Raw genomic sequence first — 24,314 nt, 5'->3', positions numbered from 1 at the left:
AATGGTAAGACGTATTGTTGTGGCTCTGGGAGGGAATGCTATCCTAACCAAAGATCCATCAGCAAAAGCACAAAAGAAAGCTTTAGAAGTAACTGCTGAACAGCTTATGCCCTTAATCAAGAATAATGATACACAAATGGTTGTGACGCATGGTAATGGACCGCAAGTCGGGAATTTACTTTTACAACAGCTTGGTTCAGATAGTGAAACAAATCCAGCCATGCCACTTGATACAGTAGGAGCAATGACACAAGGTGAAATCGGCTTTTGGACAGCACAGGCTTTTATAAAAGCACTGGCTAACAACGGTTTAGGAAATTACCCTGTCCTTTCTGTGGTTACGCAAACCTTAGTGGATGAGCATGATCCTGCTTTTCAAAATGCGACTAAACCAATTGGCCCTTTTTATACTGCGGAACAACTTCCGGAAATTAAAAATCAGTTTCCTGACTGGGAGTTGATGGAAGATGCAGGTCGTGGCTATCGTCGTGTGGTCCCTAGTCCCAAACCTATTGAAATCGTGGAAGCGGAAGGTTTCGCGCCGATTTTGGAATCAGGAAGTCTCTTGATTGCTTCCGGCGGTGGAGGGATACCCGTCATAAAAGATGGTAAAGGTTATAAAGGTGTAGAAGCTGTCATTGATAAAGATTTCTCAGCTGCAAAACTTGCTGAAATGGTAGAAGCAGATGAATTGCTCATTTTAACCAATGGGGGAGATGTCTTCCTCAATTATGGCAAACCAGATCAAGTTCACCTTGAGGAAGTCAGTGTAGCGCAGATGCGTCAATACGTTGAGGAAGAGCGCTTTGCTAAAGGTTCCATGGGACCAAAAGTCGAAGCAGCAGTAAGCTTTGTTGAACGTACTGGGAAAAGAGCGACCATTACGAGTTTAGATAATGTAGAAAATTTTGTGAAATTTGGTAGTGGAACTAAGATAGTACCTTAAAATATGTAGGAGAGAATAGAGGAGAATAATAATGGTAAGACGTATTGTAGTAGCGCTCGGAGGCAATGCCATCTTAACAGATGACCCATCAGCACAAGCGCAAGAAAAGGCACTTGAAACGACCGCTGAACAACTCATTCCGTTGATTAGAAATAACGATGTAGAGATGGTGGTTACTCACGGTAACGGACCACAGGTTGGCAATCTTTTGTTGCAACAACTCGCAGCTAATAGTCCAAAAAATCCAGCCATGCCATTAGATACTGCTGTTGCAATGACCCAAGGTCAGATTGGCTTTTGGATGGGGCAAGCTTTTACAAGAGCACTTATAAAAAATGAGATGGAACGCGTCCCTGTGATATCTGTAGTAACGCGTACTGTGGTTGATGCGAATGATGCCGCTTTTGAAAAACCAACAAAACCAATTGGTCCTTTTTACGACGAAGCTGGTGTTACTGAGATGAAAGCACAGTATCCAGATTGGATATTTGTAGAGGATTCAGGACGAGGTTATCGCCGAGTAGTTCCTAGTCCAAAACCAACACGTATCGTCGAAGCTGAAGCGATTAAACCATTGATTTCATCAAGTGTATTGGTGACTGTTTCTGGTGGTGGAGGAATTCCCGTCGTTGAAACTTCTGATGGTTATGAAGGGGTCGAAGCGGTAATAGATAAAGATTTCTCAGCTGCGAAAGTAGCAGAACTGGTCGAAGCGGATGATTTATTGATATTGACAGCGGTGGATAATGTTTTTGTTAATTTCAATAAACCAAATCAGAAAAAACTTGAAACAGTAACAGTGAAAGAAATGCAAACATACATTCAAGAAGGTCAGTTTGCTGCAGGTTCGATGTTACCAAAAGTCCAAGCGGCGATGGAATTTGTTGCTCGTACAGGCCGTCCTGCAACAATCACTTCTTTGGAAAATCTAGAAGACTTCCTCAATAATGATTCAGGAACGAAGATTATTCCCTAAAAAAGGTGCTGCATTTTAAGTGCAGCTTCTTTTTGATTATAAAAATATTATTTAAAATTCATAGACTTAATGTCAGTGATTCTGATTAAAATAAGCTATGATAATAATGTATGATTATTTATCATTAATACTATTCTAACTGACAGAGCTGTCAGTGCATAAAAATTACGAGAGGAAGACAAATCCGGCTAAACAATAAAGAGGATTTGCACAGCACAACTATGGAACTTGTACAATTTGGTTGCGAAGATTGGTTAAATGTCTGGGAAAAATCTGCTACCCTTGATATTGCTCAATCCACTATTGAAGCCCTCAGCTTAGAAGAGATTTTATCATTTGAACCTGATGGTGGGAAAGCTTTCATGGCGAAGTTAATGAAAGAACAATTCAGCTACGGTTGGATTGAGGGGTCGCCTGCTTTCAAAACAGAAGTGGCTAAGCTTTATCAAAGAGTACCTGAGGATAACATTCTCTCCACGAATGGGGCAACCGGAGCGAACTTCTTAAGTATTTTAGGGCTGGTAGGGCAAGGCGACCATGTTATTGCACAATACCCTTCCTACCAACAACTTTATGATTGGCCAAAGACACTTGGTGCTCAAGTTGATTATTGGCAGATAAAAGAGGAAAATGGGTGGTTACCAGCTATTGATGAATTACGACAAATGGTCAAACCTACCACTAAACTTATCTGCTTAAATAACGCTGCACAGCCTACAGGTGCGATTATGACTCCGTCATTTTTGTCGGAAGTGATCGAAATAGCTCGAAGTGTAGATGCTTATCTTCTTTGTGATGAGGTTTACCTCCCTTTGGACGAAGAAACAGACTATGCACCTATTGCTGATTTATACGAAAAAGGAATTTCGACCAACTCTATTTCAAAAACCTACTCTGTCCCGGGGATTCGTGTGGGTTGGATTGCTACACAAGATCGTAATCTTTGCTATGAGTTTCGGAAAATTCGGGACTATACAATGATTAGTACGGGTGTTTTTGATGATGCAGTGGCTAGCCTTGTATTGAAACATAGGGAAAAAGTATTGGCAAGGGCGCGCCAAATTGTCAAAGGAAATTTAGCGATTTTGAAAGATTGGGTAGAGCAAGAGCCTCTGGTTTCTATGATTTTCCCTAAAGCTGTTTCTGTTAGTTTTCTGAAATTTGAAGAACTACCACCGAATAAAACTGAAGAGTTTGCGATTCAGCTGCTCAAAGAAACAGGAGTATTAATTATTCCTGGTAATCGATTTGACCTTCCAGGTTATGCACGAATTGGTTATTGTACAGACGAAAAAACCTTACGAGAAGGCTTACGTAAGCTGTCTGAATTTTTACGAGCGTATCAAAAATAATAAATTTTCCTGAAAGGGCAGTTCTGTTTTGATATAATGCATAAAAAGTATATAATAGATAAAGTAAAAGTATAATTATAACAATTTTCTTCCTTTGGGAAATCGAACTTAAGTTAGAAGATTAATTTTTAAACTAAGATTATACAAAAAATTTAATTAAATAATAATTAAAAGCTAGAAAGTAGATGAATGGAAGAGAAAAATAGAAAAGGGATAGGCCTTTTCGCGCTCGTTGCGATTATTATTTCAGGTGCTATTGGTGGGGGAGTCTTTAACCTTGCTAACGATCTTGCCAATGGTGCAGCACCTGGAGGTGTAGTGGTTTCATGGCTTTTCATAGGCTTTGGGATGCTGATGCTTGTGCTAAGTTTCAATAGGCTGATTACAACAAAACCGGCACTCTCTGGTGTGTCAGATTACGCACGAGCTGGATTTGGAGATTTTGTAGGCTTCCTATCTGGTTGGGGCTACTGGATTTCTGCATGGACGGGTACGATTGGTTTTTCTGTTTTGATGATGACATCAGCTGATTATTTCTTTCCAGGGAAATTTGCAGAAGCCAACGGCTCACTGACGGTTCTGTCAGTAATTATTGTCTCTATTATTTCTTGGATTTTGATGTTTTTAGTTGATCGCGGTATCGAAACAGCTGCTGTAGTTAATGCAATCGTTTTGATTGCAAAACTTATCCCCCTTGTAGTTTTCTCAATCACAGGTATCGTGCTCTTTAAAGCCAATGTTTTCACCCAGCATTTTTGGGAAACTTTTACCACCAATCTTGCTGCTGATGGCTCTGTCAGAGAAGTAATCTGGCATACCATGACGGGTGGGGCTTTAGTTGGACAAATAAAAACCTCATTAATGGTTATGGTATGGGTCTTTGTAGGGATTGAAGGCGCTGCTATGATGGGTAACCGTGCGAAGAAAAAATCAGACACGGCGAAAGCCACAATTATTGGTTTATCTGTCTTACTTGTCATCTACATTCTTTTATCATTACTGCCTTACGGTTTTATGGATCAAGCCACATTGGCTAATGTCAAAGCGCCTGGTCTAGTTTATATTCTTAACGAAATGGTCGGTGGCTGGGGCGGTACACTTATGGCTGTCGGTCTCATTATCTCGCTCTTAGGAGCGTGGCTTTCTTGGACAATGCTTCCTGTAGAAGCAACTCAACTTCTTGCAGAGCAAAAATTACTTCCTCGTTGGTTTGGGAAATTAAATAAATTTCATTCTCCAAGTAATTCTCTCTTGATTACGCAGTTGATGATTCAGATCTTTATCATTATCACTTATTTTGTCGCTAATGCCTATAATGTATTTATTTATATGGCAACAGCTGTAATCATGATCTGTTACGGTTTGGTAGGCGCCTATCTCCTTAAATTAGGTATCCAAGAAAAATCATGGAGTAGTATTCTAATTGGCTTTTTCACTTTTGCTTTTCAAGCTTTAGCTCTTTATCTTTCAGGATGGCAATATGTATGGTTAGCCATGATTCTTTACACGGTTGGTTTTATTCTCTTTGTGAAAGCCAAACGAGAAAACGGGCGGAAAGTAACTAAAAGAGAGTGGGTAGCAATGGGAATAGTGACATTGTGTGCTCTTATGGCGCTTGTTTTCTTAATTCGTGGTGGTCACACGGGTACAGCTCTTGATTTACGGGGATTATTAGGGTTTTAATTTAAAGAAGATTGGAATAAGTCATGAGAAGTTTTGGTGAGGTAAAAGAATTATTGGTAAAACTTTCTATTCCCTACAGGATTGTAGAGCATCCAGCAAGCCACTCGACGGAAGAATCAGATGCTTTTATCCAAGGATACGAAGGTTGCCGATCAAAGACGCTAGTCTTGGCTAACAAAAAGTCCACCCAGTTTTATATGATTATCATGGATGACAAAAAGCGTATAGAAATGGATCATTTATCAAATATATTAAAAGTGAAAAGGCTCCATTTTGTATCTGAAGAGCGATTAGAAGCGATGCTAGGGCTCTCTTCGGGTATAGTTTCTCTATTTGGCTTAGTAGGTACGCGCTATGATAATATGCATATTTACTTTGATCGTGAAATGCTTGAAGAGCATCGTATCCAAACCTTCCATCCTAACGACAATACGAAAACCATTTTTATCAAAACGGAAGCATGTTTTACAATCCTTGAAGCTCAAGGGTATACTTATGAGGTAGTTGACCTTTAGTCAAAAAGTTTCTTGCTTTGCAGGAAGCTTTTTTTGATATAATAAAACTATGCTAACTTTTCCGCTCATCAATGATACCTCAAGAAAAATCATTCATATTGATATGGATGCCTTTTTTGCTTCTGTTGAAGTGCGTGATAATCCAAAGTTAAAAGGCAAACCCGTAGTCATTGCTCGCAACCCATTGCAAACTGGAGGAAGAGGGGTTGTTTCCACCTGTTCCTATGAGGCTCGTGCCTTCGGTATCCATTCGGCAATGAGTGCTAAAGAAGCTTATGAACTTTGCCCGCAAGCCATTTTTATATCTGGAAATTATGAAAAATATACAGCTGTGAGTCAGCAGGTAAGAGAAATATTTAGCCGTTATACCGATGCCATTGAAGCAGCATCGATTGACGAGGCTTATCTTGATGTAACTCAAAATAAAATTGGTTCTCAATCAGCTATAAAAATCGCAAAATTGATCCAACACGATATATATATTGAACTTGGTTTGACCTGTTCAGCAGGAATTTCGTATAACAAGTTTTTGGCAAAGATTGCTTCTGACTATGAAAAACCACATGGTTTAACGGTCATTATGCCCGAAGATGCTCAAAAATTTTTAGCAGAGCTACCAGTAGAAAAATTTCATGGTGTAGGTAAGGCAACGGTTCCTAAACTCCATGCGCTCGGTTTATTTACTGGAGAAGATATTCAAAAGGCAGACCCAGTAGATTTAGCAGAGCGGTTTGGAATCTATGGATGGGAACTCTATCAAAAAGCAAATGGGATACACCATTCAAAAGTGAATAGTTATCGAGAACGCAAGTCCGTAGGAAAAGAACGCACTTATGGCAAGTTACTTTATTTACCAGATGATGTTACTGCTGAATTAACGAATATTTCTCAGCGAGTTGCCCAGTCCTTAAAAAAACATCAGCTTAAAGGGAGTATTGTTATTCTAAAACTGCGTTATTCAGATTTTACGACCTTGACGAAACGTAAACGGTTGGTTGAAAAAACGGATGATGAACTTAAGATTGCACAGGCTGCTCATCAGATCTTTGAAGAATTAGACTATGATGAGAGTTTGGGAGTGCGGCTTCTTGGGGTAACAGTCACAGAATTTGGGGCACAAGAAGCAACGCTAGATATGCAATGGTCAGAAACGGAATGAAAGGAATTTCATTCCGTTTCTTTGTAAAGAGATAATAGCCAATACCAAGAAAGCAAGCAATCTCCAAAATTAACATTTGGTGAAAGAAATCAAAAACAAAAGATGCGGTAAAGAACCAGAGAAAATCACCACTTCCAATATTTAGAGAGAAGCGTTCAGCAAGCAAAGCCAAAACAATCCAGCATAGATAGACGAGGTGAAAAGGAAAACTTATCATAAAAATTAGTGTAAAAAATAGCCAGACAGAAAGGGGAAAATGGTGATCGCGGCTATCAAAGGCCGATAAGAGAATGGACATCAGCGTAAAAAGTGCTTGAATAGAAGTGAGTTTATGAGAAACCGCTAAAGTAAAGGTTAAGGCGCAACTAAATTCTAAAATAAGGTAAAGTTTTGGAATAGGTGCCCGACAATAGCGACATTTAAACTTACGGAAAATTTGGGACACGAGTGGGATGAGATCAAAAGCTGAGAGGAGATGTTGGCAACTTGTGCAGTGGGAGCGTCCCCAAATAATGGATTGATGCAAGGGGAGACGATCCACAATCACACCAAAAAAAGAACCTAGCACACTGCCAAATAAAAAAGCGAAAAAAAGTTTCATATAGGGCTATACGTAAAAAAGAGGCAAATGTATCCTCTTTGTAGACTTGGAAATAAAAAGTAAATTACTTGGAAAAGGACTCTCATTAGTTTATAATTTATTTATAGGAAAGTTAACGTTAAAAGCGTGTTTGCTATTTAATGTTTAAAAAATGGAGGTTATTTATGTCATACGAAAAAACACAAGAAGTATTGAATCAAACCGTTGCTGATTTGTCAAAAGCATCAGCTCTTGTTCACCAAATACACTGGTACATGCGTGGCGCAGGTTTTCTTTATTTGCACCCTAAAATGGATGAGTTAAAAGATCAGTTGGATGAACACCTTGATGAATTTGCTGAACGTTTAATTACCATCGGTGGATCACCTTTCTCAACTTTGTCAGAGTTTGATGAAAATTCTAAGATTAAGATGACATCAGCAACTTGGGATAAATCAATTGCTAATCGTTTGTCAGAGTTAGTTATTGCCTATAAGTATTTAACTGAACAATTCACACAAGCTCTTGAGATTTCTGAAAAGGAAGGGGACGCAGTTACTGTTGACCTCTATACTACAGCTTTGGGTGATATTGAAAAAACGATTTGGATGCTTGAAGCAGAACTTGGTAAATAAGCAGAAAGTTTTTCTTTTGGAGAAACCTTTCTATGTAAGATTAAAAAAACAGATAAGAAATAACTTATCTGTTTTTTATTTTTACATGCCTGATTTGGTTTTACCCGTCCAGTCATTCAGCCCTTTTTTGAGGATATAAACTTCAGGAATGCCAGCTTTTTTTAGCTTTTTAGCAACTTTTGCAGCCCCTACGGGTTTTCCAGTTTCATAGATTAGGACAGGTTTATGCTTGCTTAACGCATTCAAGCTTTGATCGATTTGTCCAGAAGGAAGATTGCGAGCCCCTAAAATATGACTGACCCGAAATTGGTTAGGTTCGCGAATATCAATTAATTGAGAAGTTGGCATCAATCGAGCGAATTCCGCTTCCTCGACTATTTTAGCGTTTCTTTTAAGATTCCAACGTGGATAAACGAACATCCCGATAATAACCAAAACGAGGATGATATCAATGATAATAATGAACAAAGTTATTCTCCTTTAAACTTGAGTGCCAGGCTTGCAGCTCCAATGATCCCCGCATCATTTCCGAGTACGGCAAGTTTGATTTTTGTTGTATTACGAACGGTAGAGAAAGCGTACTTTTTGAAATAGGCTTCCACTTTCTCACGCAAGAATTCACCTGCAGCTGATACGCCTCCACCGATAACGATAGAATCTGGGTTTAAAGTTGAACCAAGGTTTGCAGAAGCAAAGCCGAGGTAGTAGGCAAATTTATCTACTACAGAAAGGCTAAATTTATCACCAGCTTCAGCTGCGACGAAGATGTCTTTAGAAGTGACTTCGTCCCCATTGTCAATAGCTGCTTTGATTTCAGAGGTTCCTTCATATTCCTCAGCAAATTGATGAGCTAAGCGAACGATACCCGTTGCAGATGTAACGGTTTCGAGGCAACCTTTATTACCACAAGTACAGTCAAAACCATTAGGTTCTACACAGATATGACCAATTTCACCACCAGCACCGGCTACCCCATGGACTAATTCACCAGCCGCAATGATTCCACCGCCAACACCAGTTCCAAGCGTGATAAATACAACGTCAGGATTATTTTCACCAGCACCTACCCAACGCTCACCAAGCGCTGCTACATTAGCATCATTATCCAAGATAAAAGGTAGCCCAACCCCTTCAGATATTGGTTTTCCTACTTCATGCTCATCGCCCCAGTTCAAGTTATAGGCTGCTTTGACAGTTCCCTTAGCAATATTAACAGAACCAGGTGTTCCCATACCAATTCCGATAAAATCAGATTTATCTAAATTGTATAGATTTAAACGATGGTTGATAGAAGCAACAATATCTGGAACGATATGCTTTCCATCTTCTAAAATATTAGTTGGAATTGACCACTTATCTTGAACTTCACCTTTGAGGGTTAAAATCCCAAACTTGATAGAAGTTCCACCAAGGTCAATTCCGATAATTTTACTTGCAGTCATTACAATTCTCCTCATCTGGACTAAATTAATTTTTAGTCTCCGATTTTTCCTTTTCTATTCTCTCTTCACGCGCCAAAATAAGCCGAGCAGTTAAATAATCATGGTCGCTTTTTTGAAATATCCCAGTCTCAAGCATTTTTGAAAGTTCGATCTGCATGAAAGTTATAGCATCTAATCGATCTGGAAAAAGGTTGATATAGCCATATTTTTTCAGCATTTCTTGTACATCGTAGAGAGTTTTCATTATTACATTTTACCGTAATTGAAAGCGGTATTCAAGTCTGGACCATATTTTACTGCATTTTATCGTCGTTTTTTCATTTATTAATGAAGATAATAAAGAGGTTGGGATGGCAAGGAGGTGTTGGTTCGGACTTAAAATGAAATGACTCTTAAGCTCTTTTTATAATTTAATGCTACTCTTAGTTAAAAACGAGCTGAGGCTTGTAAACGTGTGCATTTACAGCTTTCGAAAAAGTGTGCTATAATGGGTTAGATATATACGAAAGTAAGGTATGATAAAATTGACTAAATTACGCGAAGATATTAGAAACGTCGCTATTATTGCCCACGTTGACCATGGTAAAACGACATTGGTTGACGAACTCTTAAAACAATCTCAAACGTTGGATGCTCGTAAAGAATTGACTGAACGTGCGATGGACTCAAATGCACTTGAGCAAGAACGTGGGATTACTATCCTTGCCAAAAATACAGCAGTTGAATATAACGGAACTCGTATCAACATCTTGGACACACCAGGTCACGCGGACTTCGGTGGAGAAGTTGAACGCATCATGAAAATGGTTGACGGGGTTGTCCTCGTTGTTGATGCTTACGAAGGTACAATGCCTCAAACACGTTTTGTTTTGAAAAAAGCTTTGGAACAAAACTTGACTCCAATCGTTGTTGTTAACAAAATTGATAAACCATCTGCTCGTCCAGCTGAAGTGGTTGATGAAGTGCTTGAGCTCTTCATTGAACTTGGTGCTGATGATGAACAATTAGAATTCCCAGTAGTATACGCATCAGCGATTAACGGATCTTCATCAATGTCTGATGATCCAGCTGATCAAGAACACACAATGGCAAACATCTTTGATACCATCATTGATCATATTCCTGGACCAGTAGATAATTCAGATGAGCCTTTACAATTCCAAGTCTCATTGTTGGACTATAATGACTATGTAGGACGTATTGGTATTGGACGTGTTTTCCGTGGAACAATCAAAGTTGGTGACAATGTTACTTTGTCAAAACTTGATGGTTCAACTAAGAATTTCCGTGTTACAAAACTTTTCGGTTTCTTCGGTCTTGATCGTCAAGAAATTCAAGAAGCTAAAGCGGGTGATTTGATTGCAGTTTCTGGTATGGAAGACATCTTTGTAGGTGAAACAGTAACACCAGCGGACCATGTTGATCCTTTACCTGTGTTGCATATTGACGAACCTACTTTGCAAATGACTTTCCTTGTAAATAATTCACCATTTGCTGGTCGTGAAGGGAAATGGGTAACTGCACGTAAAGTTGAAGAACGTTTGATGTCTGAGTTACAAACAGATGTTTCACTCCGTGTCGAAAATACAGATTCTCCTGATAAATGGATCGTATCTGGTCGTGGGGAATTGCATTTGTCAATTCTGATTGAAACCATGCGTCGTGAAGGCTACGAATTGCAAGTTTCACGTCCTGAAGTAATCGTCAAAGAAATTGATGGTGTGGACTGTGAACCATTTGAACGTGTGCAAATCGACACACCTGAAGAATATCAAGGATCTATCATCCAAGCGCTCTCTGAACGTAAGGGTGAAATGCTCGATATGCAAAACGTTGGGAATGGTCAAGCACGTTTGACTTTCCTTGCGCCTGCGCGTGGTTTGATTGGTTTCACAACTGAATTTATGTCAATGACTCGTGGTTACGGGATCATGAACCATACCTTTGACCAATTTATGCCAATGGTTAAAGGATCAATTGGTGGACGTAGCCGTGGTGCCTTGATTTCTATGGACCAAGGTCAAGTAACAGCTTATGCAATGGGTTATGTGCAAGAGCGTGGTACTTTGTTTGTTGAAGCAGGTACAGAAGTTTACGGTGGGATGATTATTGGTGAAAATTCACGCGATAATGACTTGACTGTAAATGTGACAAAAGCGAAACAACAAACAAACGTCCGTTCATCAAATAAAGACTCTACGTCTGTGTTGAATGCTTCTAAAATCTTGACACTTGAAGAATCACTTGAATTCCTTGGTGATGATGAGTACATGGAAGTAACACCAGAATCAATCCGCTTACGTAAGCAAATCTTGGATAAAGCATTGCGTGAAAAATCAGCTAAAAAGAAAAAACAAGACTAATTATTAGTAGATTTTTTTGAAAGCTATGGTAAGTTAGAGGTTTATAACTTCTAGAAAGCATCATTGACTCATAACTTGCCTCCCGATTTGGAAGGGAGTAAAATGTTTTATATTATCCTGTTGATTTTGGGGACATTTGCTTATATTTTCATGATGCCTAAAGACGTTCGACGGAGTATGGATATTTTCTTCTTTGCTGCAGTTGGTGTGCTGATTATTGCTTTTGCAATTGCTCAAGCGGTAAGTCATCAAACCTTCCTTTTAGAAGTCTTGGGTATCATAGCACTGCTCGTCATTACTTTTAAAGCATGGATTGAACTAGAAAAATTAGATAATCGGAAAAAGAAAAAATAAGCTGTGGCGTTATTTTAAACAGCAAAAACAAGACTGTCAGAATTGACAGTTTTATTTTGATTTCATAAGAATGGAGAAAAAAGCATGGATATGGAAAAAGTTGCTCAAGGTTTTGAGTGGATTGTTGCGAATATCAATACTCTTTCTGAAAAATTGGATACAGATTTTTATGATGCTTTTGTAGAGCAGAATGGACAATTTTTGGATGAAAAAAATCAAAAAGCACCTACCGAAGAACTGACAGAGTTGTCAGTAAACAATCAAAAGCTTCGTCAGCTGCAGTTAAACAAACAAGAGTGGCAAAAACTTTTTCAATTTGTATTATTAAAGGGATCTCAAGTGGCTCCGTTGCAAGCCAATCATGCGATGACGCCGGATGCGATAGGGTTGATTTTTAACTTCATCATTGAGCATCTCAATAAAAATTCAGAACTACGGCTTATAGAGTTTGGTTCTGGAACAGGGAATTTGGCACAAACTTTGCTGGTCAATTTACAAAAAAAAGTAGAATATGTTGGCTTTGAAGTCGATGATTTGCTACTTGATTTGTCAGCTTCTATGGCTGAGGTCATGGAAAGCTCTGCTGAATATATGCAGATCGATGCAGTGCAAAAACGTTTGATGGAACCAGCTGATGTGGTGGTCAGTGACTTACCGATCGGATTTTACCCTGACGACAGTGTAGCGAAAAATTTTGAAGTGGCAAGTCCTCAAGGTCATACTTTTGCGCACCATTTGCTCATTGAGCAATCCTTCAACTACCTTAAAGAAGGGGCGTTTGCTATTTTTCTAGCGCCGGAAGATTTGCTGACAAGCGCCCAAGGACCACTTTTGAAAAATTGGATTAGTCAGCATGGGAGTATTATGGCGGTTATCACGTTACCCAGCTCTCTGTTCAATGCCGATGCTAAGGCGATTTATGTACTAAAAAAAGGTCCTGCAGCCCATGCTACTTTTGCTCATCCCCTCTCATCTTTGACCGATCGCGAAAGTCTAGCAGCCTTTATGGAAGAATTTACAAAAAATGTGAAATTGTAAGGGGTGGTTCATGGTTGAGGAAAATGAGCATGCGGAATCTTATGGAAAGCTTTTTCGAGAACTTCGAGAGCAGAAGCATATTTCATTGCGGGAAGCAGCTTTTGGGATTCTTTCAAAGTCGCAGCTGTCAAGATTTGAATTAGGCGAAAATGATATTTCACTAAGCAAGTTTTTACTTTTACTAGAAAATATTAATTTTTCCATGGCAGAATTTCTAGAAATCAGCGACCAACATGAGAATAAGAAAAATACAAGGAGTTTTGAAGAAGCTGGTTTACTAGAACAAAATGGCAAAATTTCTGAGCTTTTAGAACTTTGCAAAAAGGAAAGTTTGGCTTATCAGCGATCAGAAAAATTCGAGCACCATCTCAACAGCATTGCACTAAAAGCTGTTCTCTGTAATTATGGAAAATACAAAAGGTTGTCGCAGTACGAATTAGAAATTTTGATTGAGTATTTCGTTGACCTGACCACTTGGTCACGCTATGACTTGTATGTATTTTTGTTTACACTGCACCATTTACCCTATGATATGGTTAAGGAGTTGACCAAAGACCTGCTGAGTCAAAAAAAATTTTATGAGAAAATTCCTGAAAATCAAAACTTGATTCTGATGACCTTACGAAATTTGTCAGTCGTCATGGTCGAGCATAACGAAATTCCTCAAGCACAAGCTATTTTGGAAAAATTTCGAGAGGTTGGGAAAACTCATTGGAGCATCAATGTTGGAATATCTTACGAACTTATCCGTGCCAATCTTTATGAAGCCCACCGGGATTTTCAAAAAAGTAGTGAAATTTTAGAAGATGTGGTCTTTGTTTTTGAACGATTTGGAAACTCAGCAACAGCAAAAATATATTGTGAAGAAATCAAAAAACTTAGAAAAAAGCAAGGAAAGCGTCCCTAATAGGGGACGCTTTTCTTTTTGTACTTTCAAACGTATTATAATTTTTCTATTGGAGGTGGTTTCATGCAACTTATCAGACAAAATAGAAGTTTCCGAGCCTTATTTGTGAGCAGCTTATTTACCATGCTGGGTACAAGCTTGCTTAACATCGTATTTTTAATTTACGCATCAAGTTTTGATCAGTCAACCTTCTATGTTTCTTTAGCTGAATTTTTCATTTTGGCTCCCGTTTTTCTGGCGATTTATACGGGATTTTTGGCAGATAAAACAGTCAAAAAAGCTTCAAAAATGATTGCTAGTTCTTGGGTGCAAGCCCTACTTTACTTCTCGATAGCCTTGTTATTTTTGAGTGGGAAAAATCTTGGACTTTTCTTAGCTATTGGGGGTGCGAAGTCTTTATGCGATTTTATTTCAGGTTATAAAAATGGTTTACGAGCTCCAATTTTGCAAAGAAACGTAAAAAATGATGAAATTAGTTCAGCGTTTGGACAACTGCAAGGGCTAAGTTCGCTGGCTGAACTGGTCGGACAACCGCTCGGAGTGATGATTTTGACAATGACTAAGCAATCCTTCTATCTGGTCGGCTGTGTCAATGGTTTGCTTTTTATTTTGTCGGGAGCTGTGCTTTATTTCAATCGTCAGCATTTAACGGGAGAGATGGGGAAAATAAATAAAAAAAGTCACTTGAATTTACGAAAAACTTTTGCTCAGATTCGGTTGGTTTTCACGGTAGAGAGTAAGAATAGCAATTTTGTTTTGATTTTACTGTCTGTCATTTTACTCAATTTCCTCTTTGCAGGTATAGGACCACTGACAGATTTGTCATTAATTTCGGGGCAAAAATTTGGAATGTCTTACTCTGTTGCCGTGCTGATTTTCAATCTAAGTTTATCAGCAGGAATGCTTTTAGGATCGCTATGGATGAAAGATTTTCTGAAAAAGTTAACTTTACAGAAACTCTTTGTTCTTATATTTGCACTGATTGCACTGTTCGCTGTGACTTTGAGTAATCTAGCCGGGCTAGCGCTATTTCTAATTTTCGTGTTGGCTTATACGGTAGCCAAAGCCAGTCCGAAGGTCAATAGTTTAATCATGGAAAACATTTCCAGTCAAGATTTGGGCAAAATTTCTGGAGGGATAACAACGCTTTTTACATTCTCCATTCCTTTTGGAGGAGCATTCTTTATATTTTTAGCCAATCTTATCGGAGTCAGATTAACTTTGGATTTGATTGCGTTGCTTGGATTATGTTTTTTTATACGAGGAATTTTAGCACGAAAAACTTAAAGTAGTGGTAGCGTTCTCAAAAAGTGTTTTTCTTCATCCTGAAAGCTCACAAGGAAGTAGGATTTGTGTTATAATTTAATCGTATTTTAAATTCAAGGAAGGTTTATTAAACATGAGTAAAACATTAGCGGTTAACGCTGGGTCATCATCTATGAAGTGGCAAATGTACGAGATGCCTGAAGAAAAAGTGCTAGCAAAAGGATTGATTGAACGGATTGGCTTAAAAGATTCTATCATCACAGTCAAGTTTGGCGATCAGAAAGAGGAACGGGTTTTTGATATTCCTGATCATACCGAAGCGGTGCACGTCTTGCTTGATGATTTGAAACGATTGAGCATTGTAGAAGAATTTACTGAAATCACAGGTGTTGGTCACCGTGTGGTTGCGGGGGGTGAACTTTTTAAAAAATCTACAGTAGTTACACCTGAAGTTCTCCAACAAGTTAAAGATTTGTCGGCGCTTGCTCCTTTGCACAATCCAGCCAATGCTGCAGGAATTGAAGCTTTCTTGAACCTTTTACCTGATGCTACATCAGTTGTCGTCTTTGACACCGCCTTCCATACGACGATGCCTGAAAAAGCTTTCCGCTATCCTTTACCTAAAAAGTATTACACTGAACATGCAGTTCGTAAGTATGGAGCTCATGGGACATCCCACGAATACGTAGCACATGAAGCAGCAAAATTACTTGGCAAACCGATTGAAGAAACAAAAATTATCACGGCACACATCGGTAATGGTGCTTCTATCACAGCGATTAACGGTGGAAAATCAGTAGATACTTCTATGGGATTTACACCACTTGCAGGAGTTATGATGGGGACACGTACCGGAGAGATGGATCCGTCAGTTTTTCCTTACCTCATTGAAAATGATTCTGAGTTAAAAAATGCTCAAGATGTCGTAGACATGATGAATAAAAAATCAGGCCTCTTTGGTGTATCTGGTATTTCTTCAGATATGCGTGATATTATTGCAGCAAAGGATGAAAATCCGGATGCACAGTTGGCGTTCGAGATGTATGTAGATAGAATTCAAAAATACATTGGACAATATCTGGCTGTATTAAATGGTGCAGATGCCTTGGTATTCACAGCAGGAATTGGGGAAAACTCTGTACCAGTACGGGCAGCGATTCTAGAAGGTTTGACTTGGTTTGGTATTGAAGTTGACCCTGACAAGAACGATTGGGGAACTGTGGGTGAAATTTCAAAAGCCAGTTCACGTGTTAAAATTTATGTTATTCCTACTGATGAAGAACTAGTTATTGCTCGGGATGTAGAAAGCTTAAAAAATAAATAAATCATTAAGTTTCTAAGATTTGGCTGAGGCCAAGTCTTTTTTTCATGAAAAAATGAAAAGAATTATGATATACTAAGAGAGAAAATAAAACGCATACATTTTGTGGTTTTACTTTTTATAACCCAACTTTCACGTTTGTGAGGTGGGACTATTGAAACAGAGTAACGAGGCTAACTGATCTAGTCTGCGTAGATATATAAATTTCTACAATGAAGAGAGAAGAAAAGCTCACTTTCTTAAAAGGAGATATCAACTATGGAAAAAACACTCGCAGTTAACGCTGGTTCATCGTCATTAAAATGGCAACTTTATGAAATGCCTGAAGAAGTTGTTATTGCTAAAGGAATTTTTGAGCGGATTGGTTTGCCTGGTTCCGTCTCTACTACAAAGTTTAATGATGAAGCGCATGTAAGAAAACAAGAAATTGTTGATCATCGACAAGCGGTATTGTTGTTAATGGACGAGTTGATCCATTTTAAATTGATTCGTGAATTTCGGGAAATTACAGGGATCGGTCATCGGGTAGTAGCTGGGGGAGAATTTTTTAAAGGATCAACTATCATCACAGCTGAAGTACTAGAGGAAATTAAGGCGCTATCTACACTTGCCCCTCTTCATAACCCGGCGAATGTCTTAGGAATTGAAGCTTTTCAGCGTTTGCTGCCTGAGGCTTTAGCTGTGGCCGTCTTTGATACAGCATTTCATGCTACTTTACCAGAAAAAGCTTACCGTTATCCGATTCCGACAAAATATTACACAGATTATGCCATCCGTAAATATGGTGCTCATGGGACTTCTCACATGTATGTTGCGCAAGAAGCTGCTAAAGTCCTTGGCCGTCCTCTTGAGGAGCTCAAACTTATTACGGCTCATATCGGTAATGGAGTGTCAATCACAGCAAATCATAAGGGACAGTCAGTGGATACCTCGATGGGTTTTACACCGCTTGCAGGTGTAATGATGGGGACGCGAGCTGGTGAGATGGATGCTTCTATCATTCCTTATATGTTAGAGAGTGATCCTAGTCTAAGAAGTGCTCAAGAGGTTATTGATATTCTCAACAAGGAATCGGGAGTTTTAGGAGTTTCAGAACTTTCAAGTGATATGCGTGATCTCTCAGAAGCAGTGGCAAAGGGAGATAAAAAAGCAATATTGGCTTATGAAATGTATGTAGATCGCTTGAAAAAATATATCGCGCAGTATTTTGGTGTTCTCAATGGAGCGGATGCGCTCGTCTTTACTGCAGGTGTTGGTGAGAACGATACGGATGTCCGAAAGGATATTGTCGAGGGCTTGTCTTGGTTTGGGATGGAAATTGATGCGTCAAAAAATATTAGAGGGGCATTTGGGGAAATTTCAACGCCTTCATCTAAGGTGAAAGTGCTAGTTGTTCCTACCAATGAAGAATTAGTGATTGCGCGTGATGTAGAAGCAGCCAAAGCCTAAAAAATATCACTGACCGCTTTGTCAGTAACTTTGAAAGTCTATCAACACAGTGAAGTGTTGATGGCTTTTTATTTTTTAATCTCAAGGGATTGTTTTATGAAAAAGAAAGCGCTATACTAAAGGAAGTGAAAAGAAAGAAGGCGAGGAGATGGGAAAAATTCCAAAAGTCACAAAAGCTGAAATGCTACCAGGTGTTCGTTTACGCTTAGAATTTGAAAATGGTCAGATACGCTACTATCCAGTTCGTGAACAAATTCAGTTGTTGATGAAGCCGGCTGATGTAACTCATCTCAAGGAAACATATGGCGCTAATCTGTTTCTAGGAGGCATGATGACTTGGATGGGTAATGAGATTACTATTGAACCCAATGGGGATGTATTGTTAAATAAAGCGTTAATTCCTGCTGAACTTCTCTGGAAAAATAGCACCAGACATCTTAATGGTTTCCGTGAAGGTGAAAAAGAGGAACTTGAAGCCCTTCCACATCCGTATTGGCAAGGTGTAAAAAGTGTAAGCTTAATTCTTTGGATTATTGGGCTTTTCCTTGTGGTTGTTTTACTTGTAGAACTTGCAGTCTCTTTAGGTTTCCTCAAGGTATAAATCTTTTTAGAAAGGCTTGTTAATCAGCCTTTTTTTTAAAGGGCTTTTGTGGTAAAATAGAAGAAATATAATAGAATAGGTGCAATATGGCTGAGATTAAATACAAACGTGTACTGTTGAAACTTTCTGGAGAAGCACTTTCTGGAAAGAAAGGTTTTGGTTTTGACCCTGAGACAGCAAAAGCTGTCGCTGAAGAACTCAAAGAAGTTCATGATTTGGGCGCAGAACTTGCGATTGTTTGCGGTGGAGGAAATGTTTGGCGTGGAATTACTGGTGAGAAAGCCGGTATGGAACGCGCTCAAGCTGATTATATGGGAATGCTCGCAACAATTCAAAATGGTTTGTTTATCCAAAGTGCTCTAGAAAATCTCGGAGTCGACACGCGTGTGATGACAGCAATTGAAATGAAAGCTGTTGCTGAACCTTATATTCGTCGTCGTGCAGAACGTCATTTGGAAAAAGGCCGTGTTGTCATTTTTGCAGGTGGTACAGGATCTCCTTATTTTTCAACAGATACTACCTCTGCTCTACGTGCAGCTGAAATCAATGCTGACGTTATCTTAATGGCTAAAAATGGTGTGGATGGGGTCTATAATGCTGACCCTAAACTCGTTGAAGATGCCATCAAATTTGAACATTTGACTCATATGGAAGTGATTACCAAAGGCTTACAAGTTATGGATAGCACAGCTTCTACAATGTCTATGGATAATCATATTCCACTTGTAGTCTTCAATATGAATGAACCTGGAAATATTACTCGTGTTGTTCGTGGCGAAGAAATCGGGACAACCGTTCAGTAAAAGGTATGGCAACAGTCTTTCCGCTCTTTGAGCAGCTCTGGGACTTTTTTATTAAACAGCTTCGCTCAGTTTTATTTGGCGCACTGATTTTATTGGGACTTGCTGTTTCAAAATATCTTGCTCTTCCTGGACTAGAGCGTTATGATTGGCTCTTAATTTATGTTATTCTGATTCAGGTTTTTTTACTTCTTACAAAATTTGAAACAGCTTTTGATTTGATTGCAATACTTATCTTTCATATTATGGGGATGATTCTTGAGATTTATAAAGTAAGATTTGGATCATGGTCTTATCCTGAGCCTGGTCTCTTCAAATTCTTTGGAGTCCCCTTGTATTCGGCATTTATGTATTCCGCAATTGGCTCTTATGTAGTGCGTATCATCAAAGAGATGGAAATCGAAGTCAAACAGTGGCCTAAATGGTATTATCTTCTTGGTTTATGCGGGCTAATTTATCTCAATTTCTTTACAGATACGCATGGTTTGGATTACCGTAATCTGCTTTATGTGCTGATTCTTGTTTTATTTTGGAGGACGAGGTTTAGCTTTAAAGTAAAAAAACAGCGCTATGAGTGGTTGGCAGTTCTTGGTTTTTTCTTAATTGGACTGTTTATCTATTTTGCGGAGAATATTGGTTCCTTCTTCAATGCGTGGCGCTACAGTTACCAACTGACTGCTTGGCGCCTTGTTGACTTGGGGAAGATTTCTTCTTGGACACTTTTGATTATTATCACTATTGTAATTGTTGTTGAACTGCAGCGAATTGCTAATTTACCGATTTTTGCTAAAAAAATAACTATAAAAAATATTATTAAGGATTAAAAAAATGAATGAAATTGTTACAACGGCACAAGACCGCATGAAAAACTCACTCTCAAGTTTGCAACGTGACTTGGGGCATATTCGGGCAGGACGCGCTAATGCGAGCCTTCTTGACCGTATTCAAGTGGTTTACTATGGCGCACCCACACCACTTAATCAATTGGCTTCAATCACAATTCCCGAAGCGCGTGTATTGATGGTTACTCCTTTTGATAAATCAATCTTGAAAGATATTGAAAAAGCTTTGTATGAGTCTGATCTTGGCATTACACCCGCTAATGATGGCTCTGTCATCCGTTTAGTTATTCCTATGTTGACAGAAGAACGTCGTAAAGAATTGGTAAAAGATATGGGTAAAATCATTGAATCTGCCAAAATCGCTATCCGTAACATTCGACGTGATGCAATGGATGCTGCAAAAAAAGCGCAAAAAGCCAACGAAATCACAGAAGATGATTTGAAAGATCTTGAAAAAGAAATTCAAAAAGCGACTGATGAAGCTGTCAAAGAGGCTGATAAGCTTGCTGCGACAAAAGAAAAAGAGTTGTTGGATATCTAATTCTATTTTTCTCATAGGTCAAACAATTTGAAAAAGCATTAACGGCTCCATTGAGCCGTTTTTACATCAAAAAACTATCGGATGGAAAAAATTTACAAGACTGAATCAAGCTGACAGAGCAAACAGGCTAGCTCAAAGCTGTAATTCATTTTTCAGGCAATGTCAAATAAACAGAGGCAAAACGTCTCTCAATTACAATTAATAAAGAGGAACAAATGAGTATTATTGGACAAACAATCTCCGCGATAATCGTGGAAGAAAGTGAACGTTTCTATTTTCTCCAAAAAGGAGAAGATTTATTACGTTTAGATAAAATAGAAGGTGAACATACAGTTGGCGATGTGGTGACTGGTTTTGTTTATGTGGATAAAGATGACCATCGTCGTTTGACGACTTTGGAACAAAAAGCAACAAATGAGCATTATGGCTGGGGAACGGTAACAGCTGTTCGTAAGGACCTGGGTGCCTTTGTCGACACAGGTTTACCAGGAAAAGATGTGGTCGTCTCTCTTGATGATTTGCCACTTGAAAAAGACCAATGGCCAAAAGTTGGAGACCAACTTTATGTGAAATTAATTGTTGACAGAAAAGAGCGGATTTGGGGTCATTTAGCTTGGCATGAAGATTTCTGGGAACTTGCTGGACCTGCTTATGACAACATGCAAAACCAAGATTTACGAGCAATTGTTTATCGAAATAAAGAATCAGGAACATTTGTTTATTTGCCTGATAACAATATGTTAGGCTTTATCCATCCGAATGAACGCTTTTCAGTTCCACGTGTGGGTCAAGAACTTCAAGTTCGTGTGATTGGTTTTAGAAAAGAAGACCGTAGTCTGAATCTGTCAGCAAAACCACGTGCTTACGAAATGCTTGATGCTGACAGCCAAATGATTTTAGCTTATCTTCAATCAATGGGCGGGAAAATGGCATTTAATGACAAATCAAATCCCGATGAAATCAAGGCGACTTTTGGTATCTCAAAAGGACAATTCAAAAAAGCGCTTGGTGGTTTAATGAAAGCTAAAAAAATCAAACAAAGTCCAGAGGGAACGGAACTAATTGAAGAATCTTGAGAAGGATAAGAAAAATAAAAAGCGACATTTAAAGATTAAAAGGAGTTTAAGAATCTCCTTTTTTTTGACCTGTGCTATAATATTTCACAAGACAATTAAGTAAAGGAGAAATAATGGCAACAGAAAGAGCAATATTTGCGGGTGGATGTTTTTGGTGTATGGTGCAACCTTTTGAAGAACGAGAAGGGATTTTATCTGTGATAAGTGGCTATACAGGTGGAAATGTTGAAAATCCAACTTACGAACAAGTAAAAAAACACCTGACTGGTCATACAGAAGCAGTAGAAATTATTTTTGATAATAGTAAAATTACCTATCAAAGTCTTGTTGAACTTTATTGGACACTCACGGACCCAACAGATGCTTTTGGTCAATTTGAAGACCGTGGAGATAACTATCGTCCAGTTATTTTTGTGGAAAATGACACACAGCGTGAGATTGCTGAAAAGAGTAAAGCTGACTTACAAGCCCGTGGGAATTTCGACGGACCTATTGTGACAACGATTGAACCTGTTCAAAAATTTTGGCCGGCGGAAGACTACCATCAAGGCTTTTACAAAAAAAATCCAGAAGATTATGCCCAATCAAGTAAAATTCGTCATGATTTTTTGGAGGAACATTGGAAGACAAAAGCTTCTGCTACTAAATAAAGACTAGAAAGAGAAAATGACTTTTTATAATTATCTGATGCGCCATCGTGCGCCTGTAGAGAAAGATGATGCGACGCGGCTTGCTAATCTTGTCTTTCAAGACTCCTTATTTCCTAAGCAATCAAAAGATTTTAATGAAATTTCTACCTATTTGGAAACTCAGGCCCCTTTTTATTTTAACCTCAGCCTATTTGATGACATTTGGCAAGCTTATCTTGAAGCTTGAGACAAAAGAAGGTTTACTGACCAGTCTGTCAGTAAACTTTTTTATTTGTAAGTCAAATAAATCTTGACAAATTCGCTAAAAAACAGTAGAATGGATGGGTATGTTTTTAACATATAGGCGTGGAAGCTGAAAAATTCAGCATCATACCACATCACGAAAACAAAATATAAGGAGAATTTATCGTGGCTAAACAAGTAGAAAAACTCGTTAAATTACAAATCCCTGCCGGTAAAGCAACACCAGCTCCACCAGTTGGTCCAGCTTTGGGTCAAGCAGGTGTTAACATCATGGGATTCACAAAAGAATTCAACGCTCGTACAGCTGACCAAGCTGGTATGATCATCCCAGTTGTTATCTCAGTTTATGAAGACAAATCATTTACATTCATTACAAAAACTCCTCCAGCAGCAGTTCTTTTGAAAAAAGCAGCAGGTGTTCAAAAAGGTTCAGGTGAACCTAACAAGAACAAAGTTGCTTCAGTTACAAAAGCACAAGTTAAGGAAATCGCAGAACTTAAAATGCCTGACCTTAACGCTTCATCAGTTGAGACAGCAATGTCAATGATCGAAGGTACTGCAAAATCTATGGGATTCACTGTTACTGACTAAAAATTTGTCCGAACTGCTTCGTTAGCGGAACCCTCATGTACCTAAGTACGTTTCGGAACCCGCTGCCTCGCATTTCAAACAAATTTTCAAGATTTCCAAAAAAGGAAGTTCAGAAAAAGTCACACATGCAATCCACGTTCGTGGAAGGCTCGAAACTTACTTTCTAATGTTGAGGTAGGTTTTAGCAACCGATATTACCACAAGGAGAATAGAAAAAATGGCTAAAAAAAGTAAAGCATTGCGCGCAGCAATCGAAAAAATCGATGCTACTAAAGCTTATTCAGTTGAAGAAGCAGTAGCTCTTGCAAAAGAAACTTCATTTGCAAAATTTGATGCAACTGTAGAAGTTGCTTACAACCTTAACATCGACGTTAAAAAATCTGACCAACAAATCCGTGGCGCAATGGTATTGCCAAACGGAACTGGTAAAACTGCTCGCGTTTTGGTTTTCGCTAAAGGTGCGAAAGCTGAAGAAGCAACAGCAGCTGGTGCAGACTTCGTTGGTGCTGAAGAACTCGTAACAAAAATCAACGGTGGTTGGTTGGACTTCGACGTTGTTATTGCAACTCCTGATATGATGGCAGTTGTTGGACGTCTTGGACGTGTCCTTGGACCACGTAACTTGATGCCAAACCCTAAAACTGGTACAGTTACTATGGATGTAACTAAAGCAGTTGAAGAATCAAAAGCTGGTAAAGTTAACTACCGTGCTGATAAAGCTGGTAACGTTCATGTTCCAATCGGTAAAGTATCATTCGATACAGAAAAATTGGTTGAAAACTTTAAAGCTTTGAACGCTGTTATTGCAGCTGCTAAACCTGCAGCTTCTAAAGGAACTTACATCGCAAACCTTTCTGTTACAACAACAATGGGTCCTGGTGTGAAAGTTGATTCAGCTTCATTCTAATAGAAAAATAAGACGTAGCTTATATTGAGCTACGTTTTTAATATCATTTAAACCTTCCCCTTAGTGTTTTCTGTGGG

General features: G+C 38.8%; 27 protein-coding genes. 23 read left to right on the top strand and 4 right to left on the bottom strand.

All coding sequences use genetic code 11. The annotated features are described in order from the left end of the window. Window position 1 precedes the first annotated feature (1 nt). The 6 genes from arcC (JW886_RS09525) (at window position 2) to dinB (ending at window position 6,631) form a co-directional block, all read left to right on the top strand. The gene (gene arcC / locus JW886_RS09525) at window positions 2-946 is read left to right on the top strand and encodes a carbamate kinase (protein WP_205871968.1); all 945 of its coding nucleotides are present in this window, start codon (window positions 2-4) and stop codon (window positions 944-946) included. A gap of 31 nt (window positions 947-977) precedes the next feature. Beyond that, window positions 978-1,922, top strand: a complete 945-nt coding sequence (gene arcC / locus JW886_RS09520; RefSeq protein ID WP_075525934.1) for a carbamate kinase — start codon at window positions 978-980, stop codon at window positions 1,920-1,922. 221 nt (window positions 1,923-2,143) lie between these two features. Beyond that, window positions 2,144-3,274 carry an aminotransferase gene (locus JW886_RS09515; RefSeq protein ID WP_205871967.1) on the top strand — a complete coding sequence of 377 codons (1,131 nt, stop codon included), beginning with the start codon at window positions 2,144-2,146 and terminating at the stop codon, window positions 3,272-3,274. A gap of 189 nt (window positions 3,275-3,463) precedes the next feature. Further along, window positions 3,464-4,957, top strand: coding sequence for a basic amino acid/polyamine antiporter (locus tag JW886_RS09510; protein ID WP_075525932.1), 1,494 nt, complete (start codon window positions 3,464-3,466; stop codon window positions 4,955-4,957). Window positions 4,958-4,980: 23 nt separating this feature from the next. Further along, window positions 4,981-5,472 carry a prolyl-tRNA synthetase associated domain-containing protein gene (locus JW886_RS09505; protein WP_205871966.1) on the top strand — a complete coding sequence of 164 codons (492 nt, stop codon included), beginning with the start codon at window positions 4,981-4,983 and terminating at the stop codon, window positions 5,470-5,472. 49 nt (window positions 5,473-5,521) lie between these two features. Next, on the top strand, window positions 5,522-6,631 hold the full coding sequence (dinB, locus tag JW886_RS09500) for a DNA polymerase IV (RefSeq protein ID WP_075525930.1): 1,110 nt from the start codon (window positions 5,522-5,524) through the stop codon (window positions 6,629-6,631). On the opposite strand, the gene JW886_RS09495 is transcribed toward dinB, so the two are convergent. Continuing rightward, window positions 6,573-7,232 carry a prepilin peptidase gene (locus JW886_RS09495; protein ID WP_205871965.1) on the bottom strand — a complete coding sequence of 220 codons (660 nt, stop codon included), beginning with the start codon at window positions 7,230-7,232 and terminating at the stop codon, window positions 6,573-6,575. The two genes, dinB and JW886_RS09495, sit on opposite strands and share 59 nt — an antisense overlap. Window positions 7,233-7,396: 164 nt before the next feature. Between JW886_RS09495 and JW886_RS09490 the strand changes: the two genes are divergently transcribed. Further along, window positions 7,397-7,846 (top strand): Dps family protein, encoded by a 450-nt coding sequence (locus JW886_RS09490; RefSeq protein WP_205871964.1) that lies wholly within the window; start codon window positions 7,397-7,399, stop codon window positions 7,844-7,846. 81 nt (window positions 7,847-7,927) lie between these two features. Here JW886_RS09490 and JW886_RS09485 read toward each other — a convergent pair whose 3' ends face one another. The 3 genes from JW886_RS09485 to JW886_RS09475 are packed head-to-tail and all read right to left on the bottom strand — an operon-like array spanning window position 7,928 to window position 9,532. Beyond that, complete coding sequence (locus tag JW886_RS09485) at window positions 7,928-8,314, bottom strand: rhodanese-like domain-containing protein (RefSeq protein ID WP_082272337.1); 387 nt, start codon at window positions 8,312-8,314, stop codon at window positions 7,928-7,930. A 2-nt stretch (window positions 8,315-8,316) separates the two neighbouring features. After that, on the bottom strand, window positions 8,317-9,288 hold the full coding sequence (locus JW886_RS09480; RefSeq protein WP_200407539.1) for an ROK family glucokinase: 972 nt from the start codon (window positions 9,286-9,288) through the stop codon (window positions 8,317-8,319). A 25-nt stretch (window positions 9,289-9,313) separates the two neighbouring features. Continuing rightward, on the bottom strand, window positions 9,314-9,532 hold the full coding sequence (locus JW886_RS09475) for a YqgQ family protein (protein WP_075525926.1): 219 nt from the start codon (window positions 9,530-9,532) through the stop codon (window positions 9,314-9,316). Window positions 9,533-9,812: 280 nt separating this feature from the next. Between JW886_RS09475 and typA the strand changes: the two genes are divergently transcribed. The 16 genes from typA to rplA all read left to right on the top strand — a co-directional run bounded on the left by typA (window position 9,813) and on the right by rplA (window position 24,237). Continuing rightward, a complete protein-coding gene (gene typA, locus JW886_RS09470; RefSeq protein ID WP_075525967.1) occupies window positions 9,813-11,651 on the top strand; it encodes a translational GTPase TypA in 1,839 nt (612 codons plus the stop codon). 102 nt (window positions 11,652-11,753) lie between these two features. Continuing rightward, a complete protein-coding gene (locus JW886_RS09465) occupies window positions 11,754-12,005 on the top strand; it encodes a DUF3165 family protein (protein WP_075525925.1) in 252 nt (83 codons plus the stop codon). Between the two features lie 84 nt (window positions 12,006-12,089). After that, window positions 12,090-13,043, top strand: a complete 954-nt coding sequence (locus JW886_RS09460; protein WP_075525924.1) for a class I SAM-dependent methyltransferase — start codon at window positions 12,090-12,092, stop codon at window positions 13,041-13,043. A 10-nt stretch (window positions 13,044-13,053) separates the two neighbouring features. After that, window positions 13,054-13,950 (top strand): Rgg/GadR/MutR family transcriptional regulator, encoded by an 897-nt coding sequence (locus JW886_RS09455; RefSeq protein WP_205871962.1) that lies wholly within the window; start codon window positions 13,054-13,056, stop codon window positions 13,948-13,950. A 63-nt stretch (window positions 13,951-14,013) separates the two neighbouring features. Further along, window positions 14,014-15,237: an MFS transporter gene (locus tag JW886_RS09450; RefSeq protein ID WP_205871960.1), complete on the top strand. Its 1,224-nt coding sequence runs from the start codon at window positions 14,014-14,016 to the stop codon at window positions 15,235-15,237. Between the two features lie 112 nt (window positions 15,238-15,349). Next, entirely contained in the window at window positions 15,350-16,540 is a 1,191-nt protein-coding gene (locus JW886_RS09445) for an acetate kinase (RefSeq protein ID WP_205871958.1), read from the top strand. Between the two features lie 255 nt (window positions 16,541-16,795). Next, the gene (locus tag JW886_RS09440; RefSeq protein WP_075525920.1) at window positions 16,796-17,986 is read left to right on the top strand and encodes an acetate kinase; all 1,191 of its coding nucleotides are present in this window, start codon (window positions 16,796-16,798) and stop codon (window positions 17,984-17,986) included. Between the two features lie 148 nt (window positions 17,987-18,134). Further along, the gene (locus tag JW886_RS09435; RefSeq protein ID WP_205871956.1) at window positions 18,135-18,587 is read left to right on the top strand and encodes a hypothetical protein; all 453 of its coding nucleotides are present in this window, start codon (window positions 18,135-18,137) and stop codon (window positions 18,585-18,587) included. Window positions 18,588-18,673: 86 nt separating this feature from the next. Further along, entirely contained in the window at window positions 18,674-19,390 is a 717-nt protein-coding gene (pyrH, locus tag JW886_RS09430; RefSeq protein WP_075525918.1) for a UMP kinase, read from the top strand. Between the two features lie 5 nt (window positions 19,391-19,395). After that, window positions 19,396-20,211 carry a DUF817 family protein gene (locus JW886_RS09425; RefSeq protein ID WP_205271980.1) on the top strand — a complete coding sequence of 272 codons (816 nt, stop codon included), beginning with the start codon at window positions 19,396-19,398 and terminating at the stop codon, window positions 20,209-20,211. A gap of 4 nt (window positions 20,212-20,215) precedes the next feature. Beyond that, complete coding sequence (gene frr / locus JW886_RS09420) at window positions 20,216-20,770, top strand: ribosome recycling factor (protein WP_075525916.1); 555 nt, start codon at window positions 20,216-20,218, stop codon at window positions 20,768-20,770. A 215-nt stretch (window positions 20,771-20,985) separates the two neighbouring features. Next, a complete protein-coding gene (locus JW886_RS09415) occupies window positions 20,986-21,846 on the top strand; it encodes a CvfB family protein (RefSeq protein ID WP_205871954.1) in 861 nt (286 codons plus the stop codon). A 113-nt stretch (window positions 21,847-21,959) separates the two neighbouring features. Further along, window positions 21,960-22,496, top strand: a complete 537-nt coding sequence (msrA, locus tag JW886_RS09410) for a peptide-methionine (S)-S-oxide reductase MsrA (protein WP_205871952.1) — start codon at window positions 21,960-21,962, stop codon at window positions 22,494-22,496. A 16-nt stretch (window positions 22,497-22,512) separates the two neighbouring features. Beyond that, window positions 22,513-22,722, top strand: a complete 210-nt coding sequence (locus JW886_RS09405) for a YozE family protein (RefSeq protein WP_075525913.1) — start codon at window positions 22,513-22,515, stop codon at window positions 22,720-22,722. Window positions 22,723-22,904: 182 nt separating this feature from the next. After that, a complete protein-coding gene (gene rplK, locus JW886_RS09400; protein WP_075525912.1) occupies window positions 22,905-23,330 on the top strand; it encodes a 50S ribosomal protein L11 in 426 nt (141 codons plus the stop codon). A 217-nt stretch (window positions 23,331-23,547) separates the two neighbouring features. Continuing rightward, entirely contained in the window at window positions 23,548-24,237 is a 690-nt protein-coding gene (gene rplA, locus JW886_RS09395) for a 50S ribosomal protein L1 (RefSeq protein WP_075525911.1), read from the top strand. The last annotated feature ends 77 nt before the right edge of the window (window positions 24,238-24,314 follow it).

Origin of the sequence: Lactococcus taiwanensis (genome assembly GCF_017068355.1) — a bacterium.
Taxonomy (GTDB): Bacteria; Bacillota; Bacilli; order Lactobacillales; family Streptococcaceae; genus Lactococcus; species Lactococcus taiwanensis.
The sequence above is the reverse complement of the archived record's forward strand: the minus strand, read 5'-3'. Positions and strand labels throughout refer to the sequence as shown.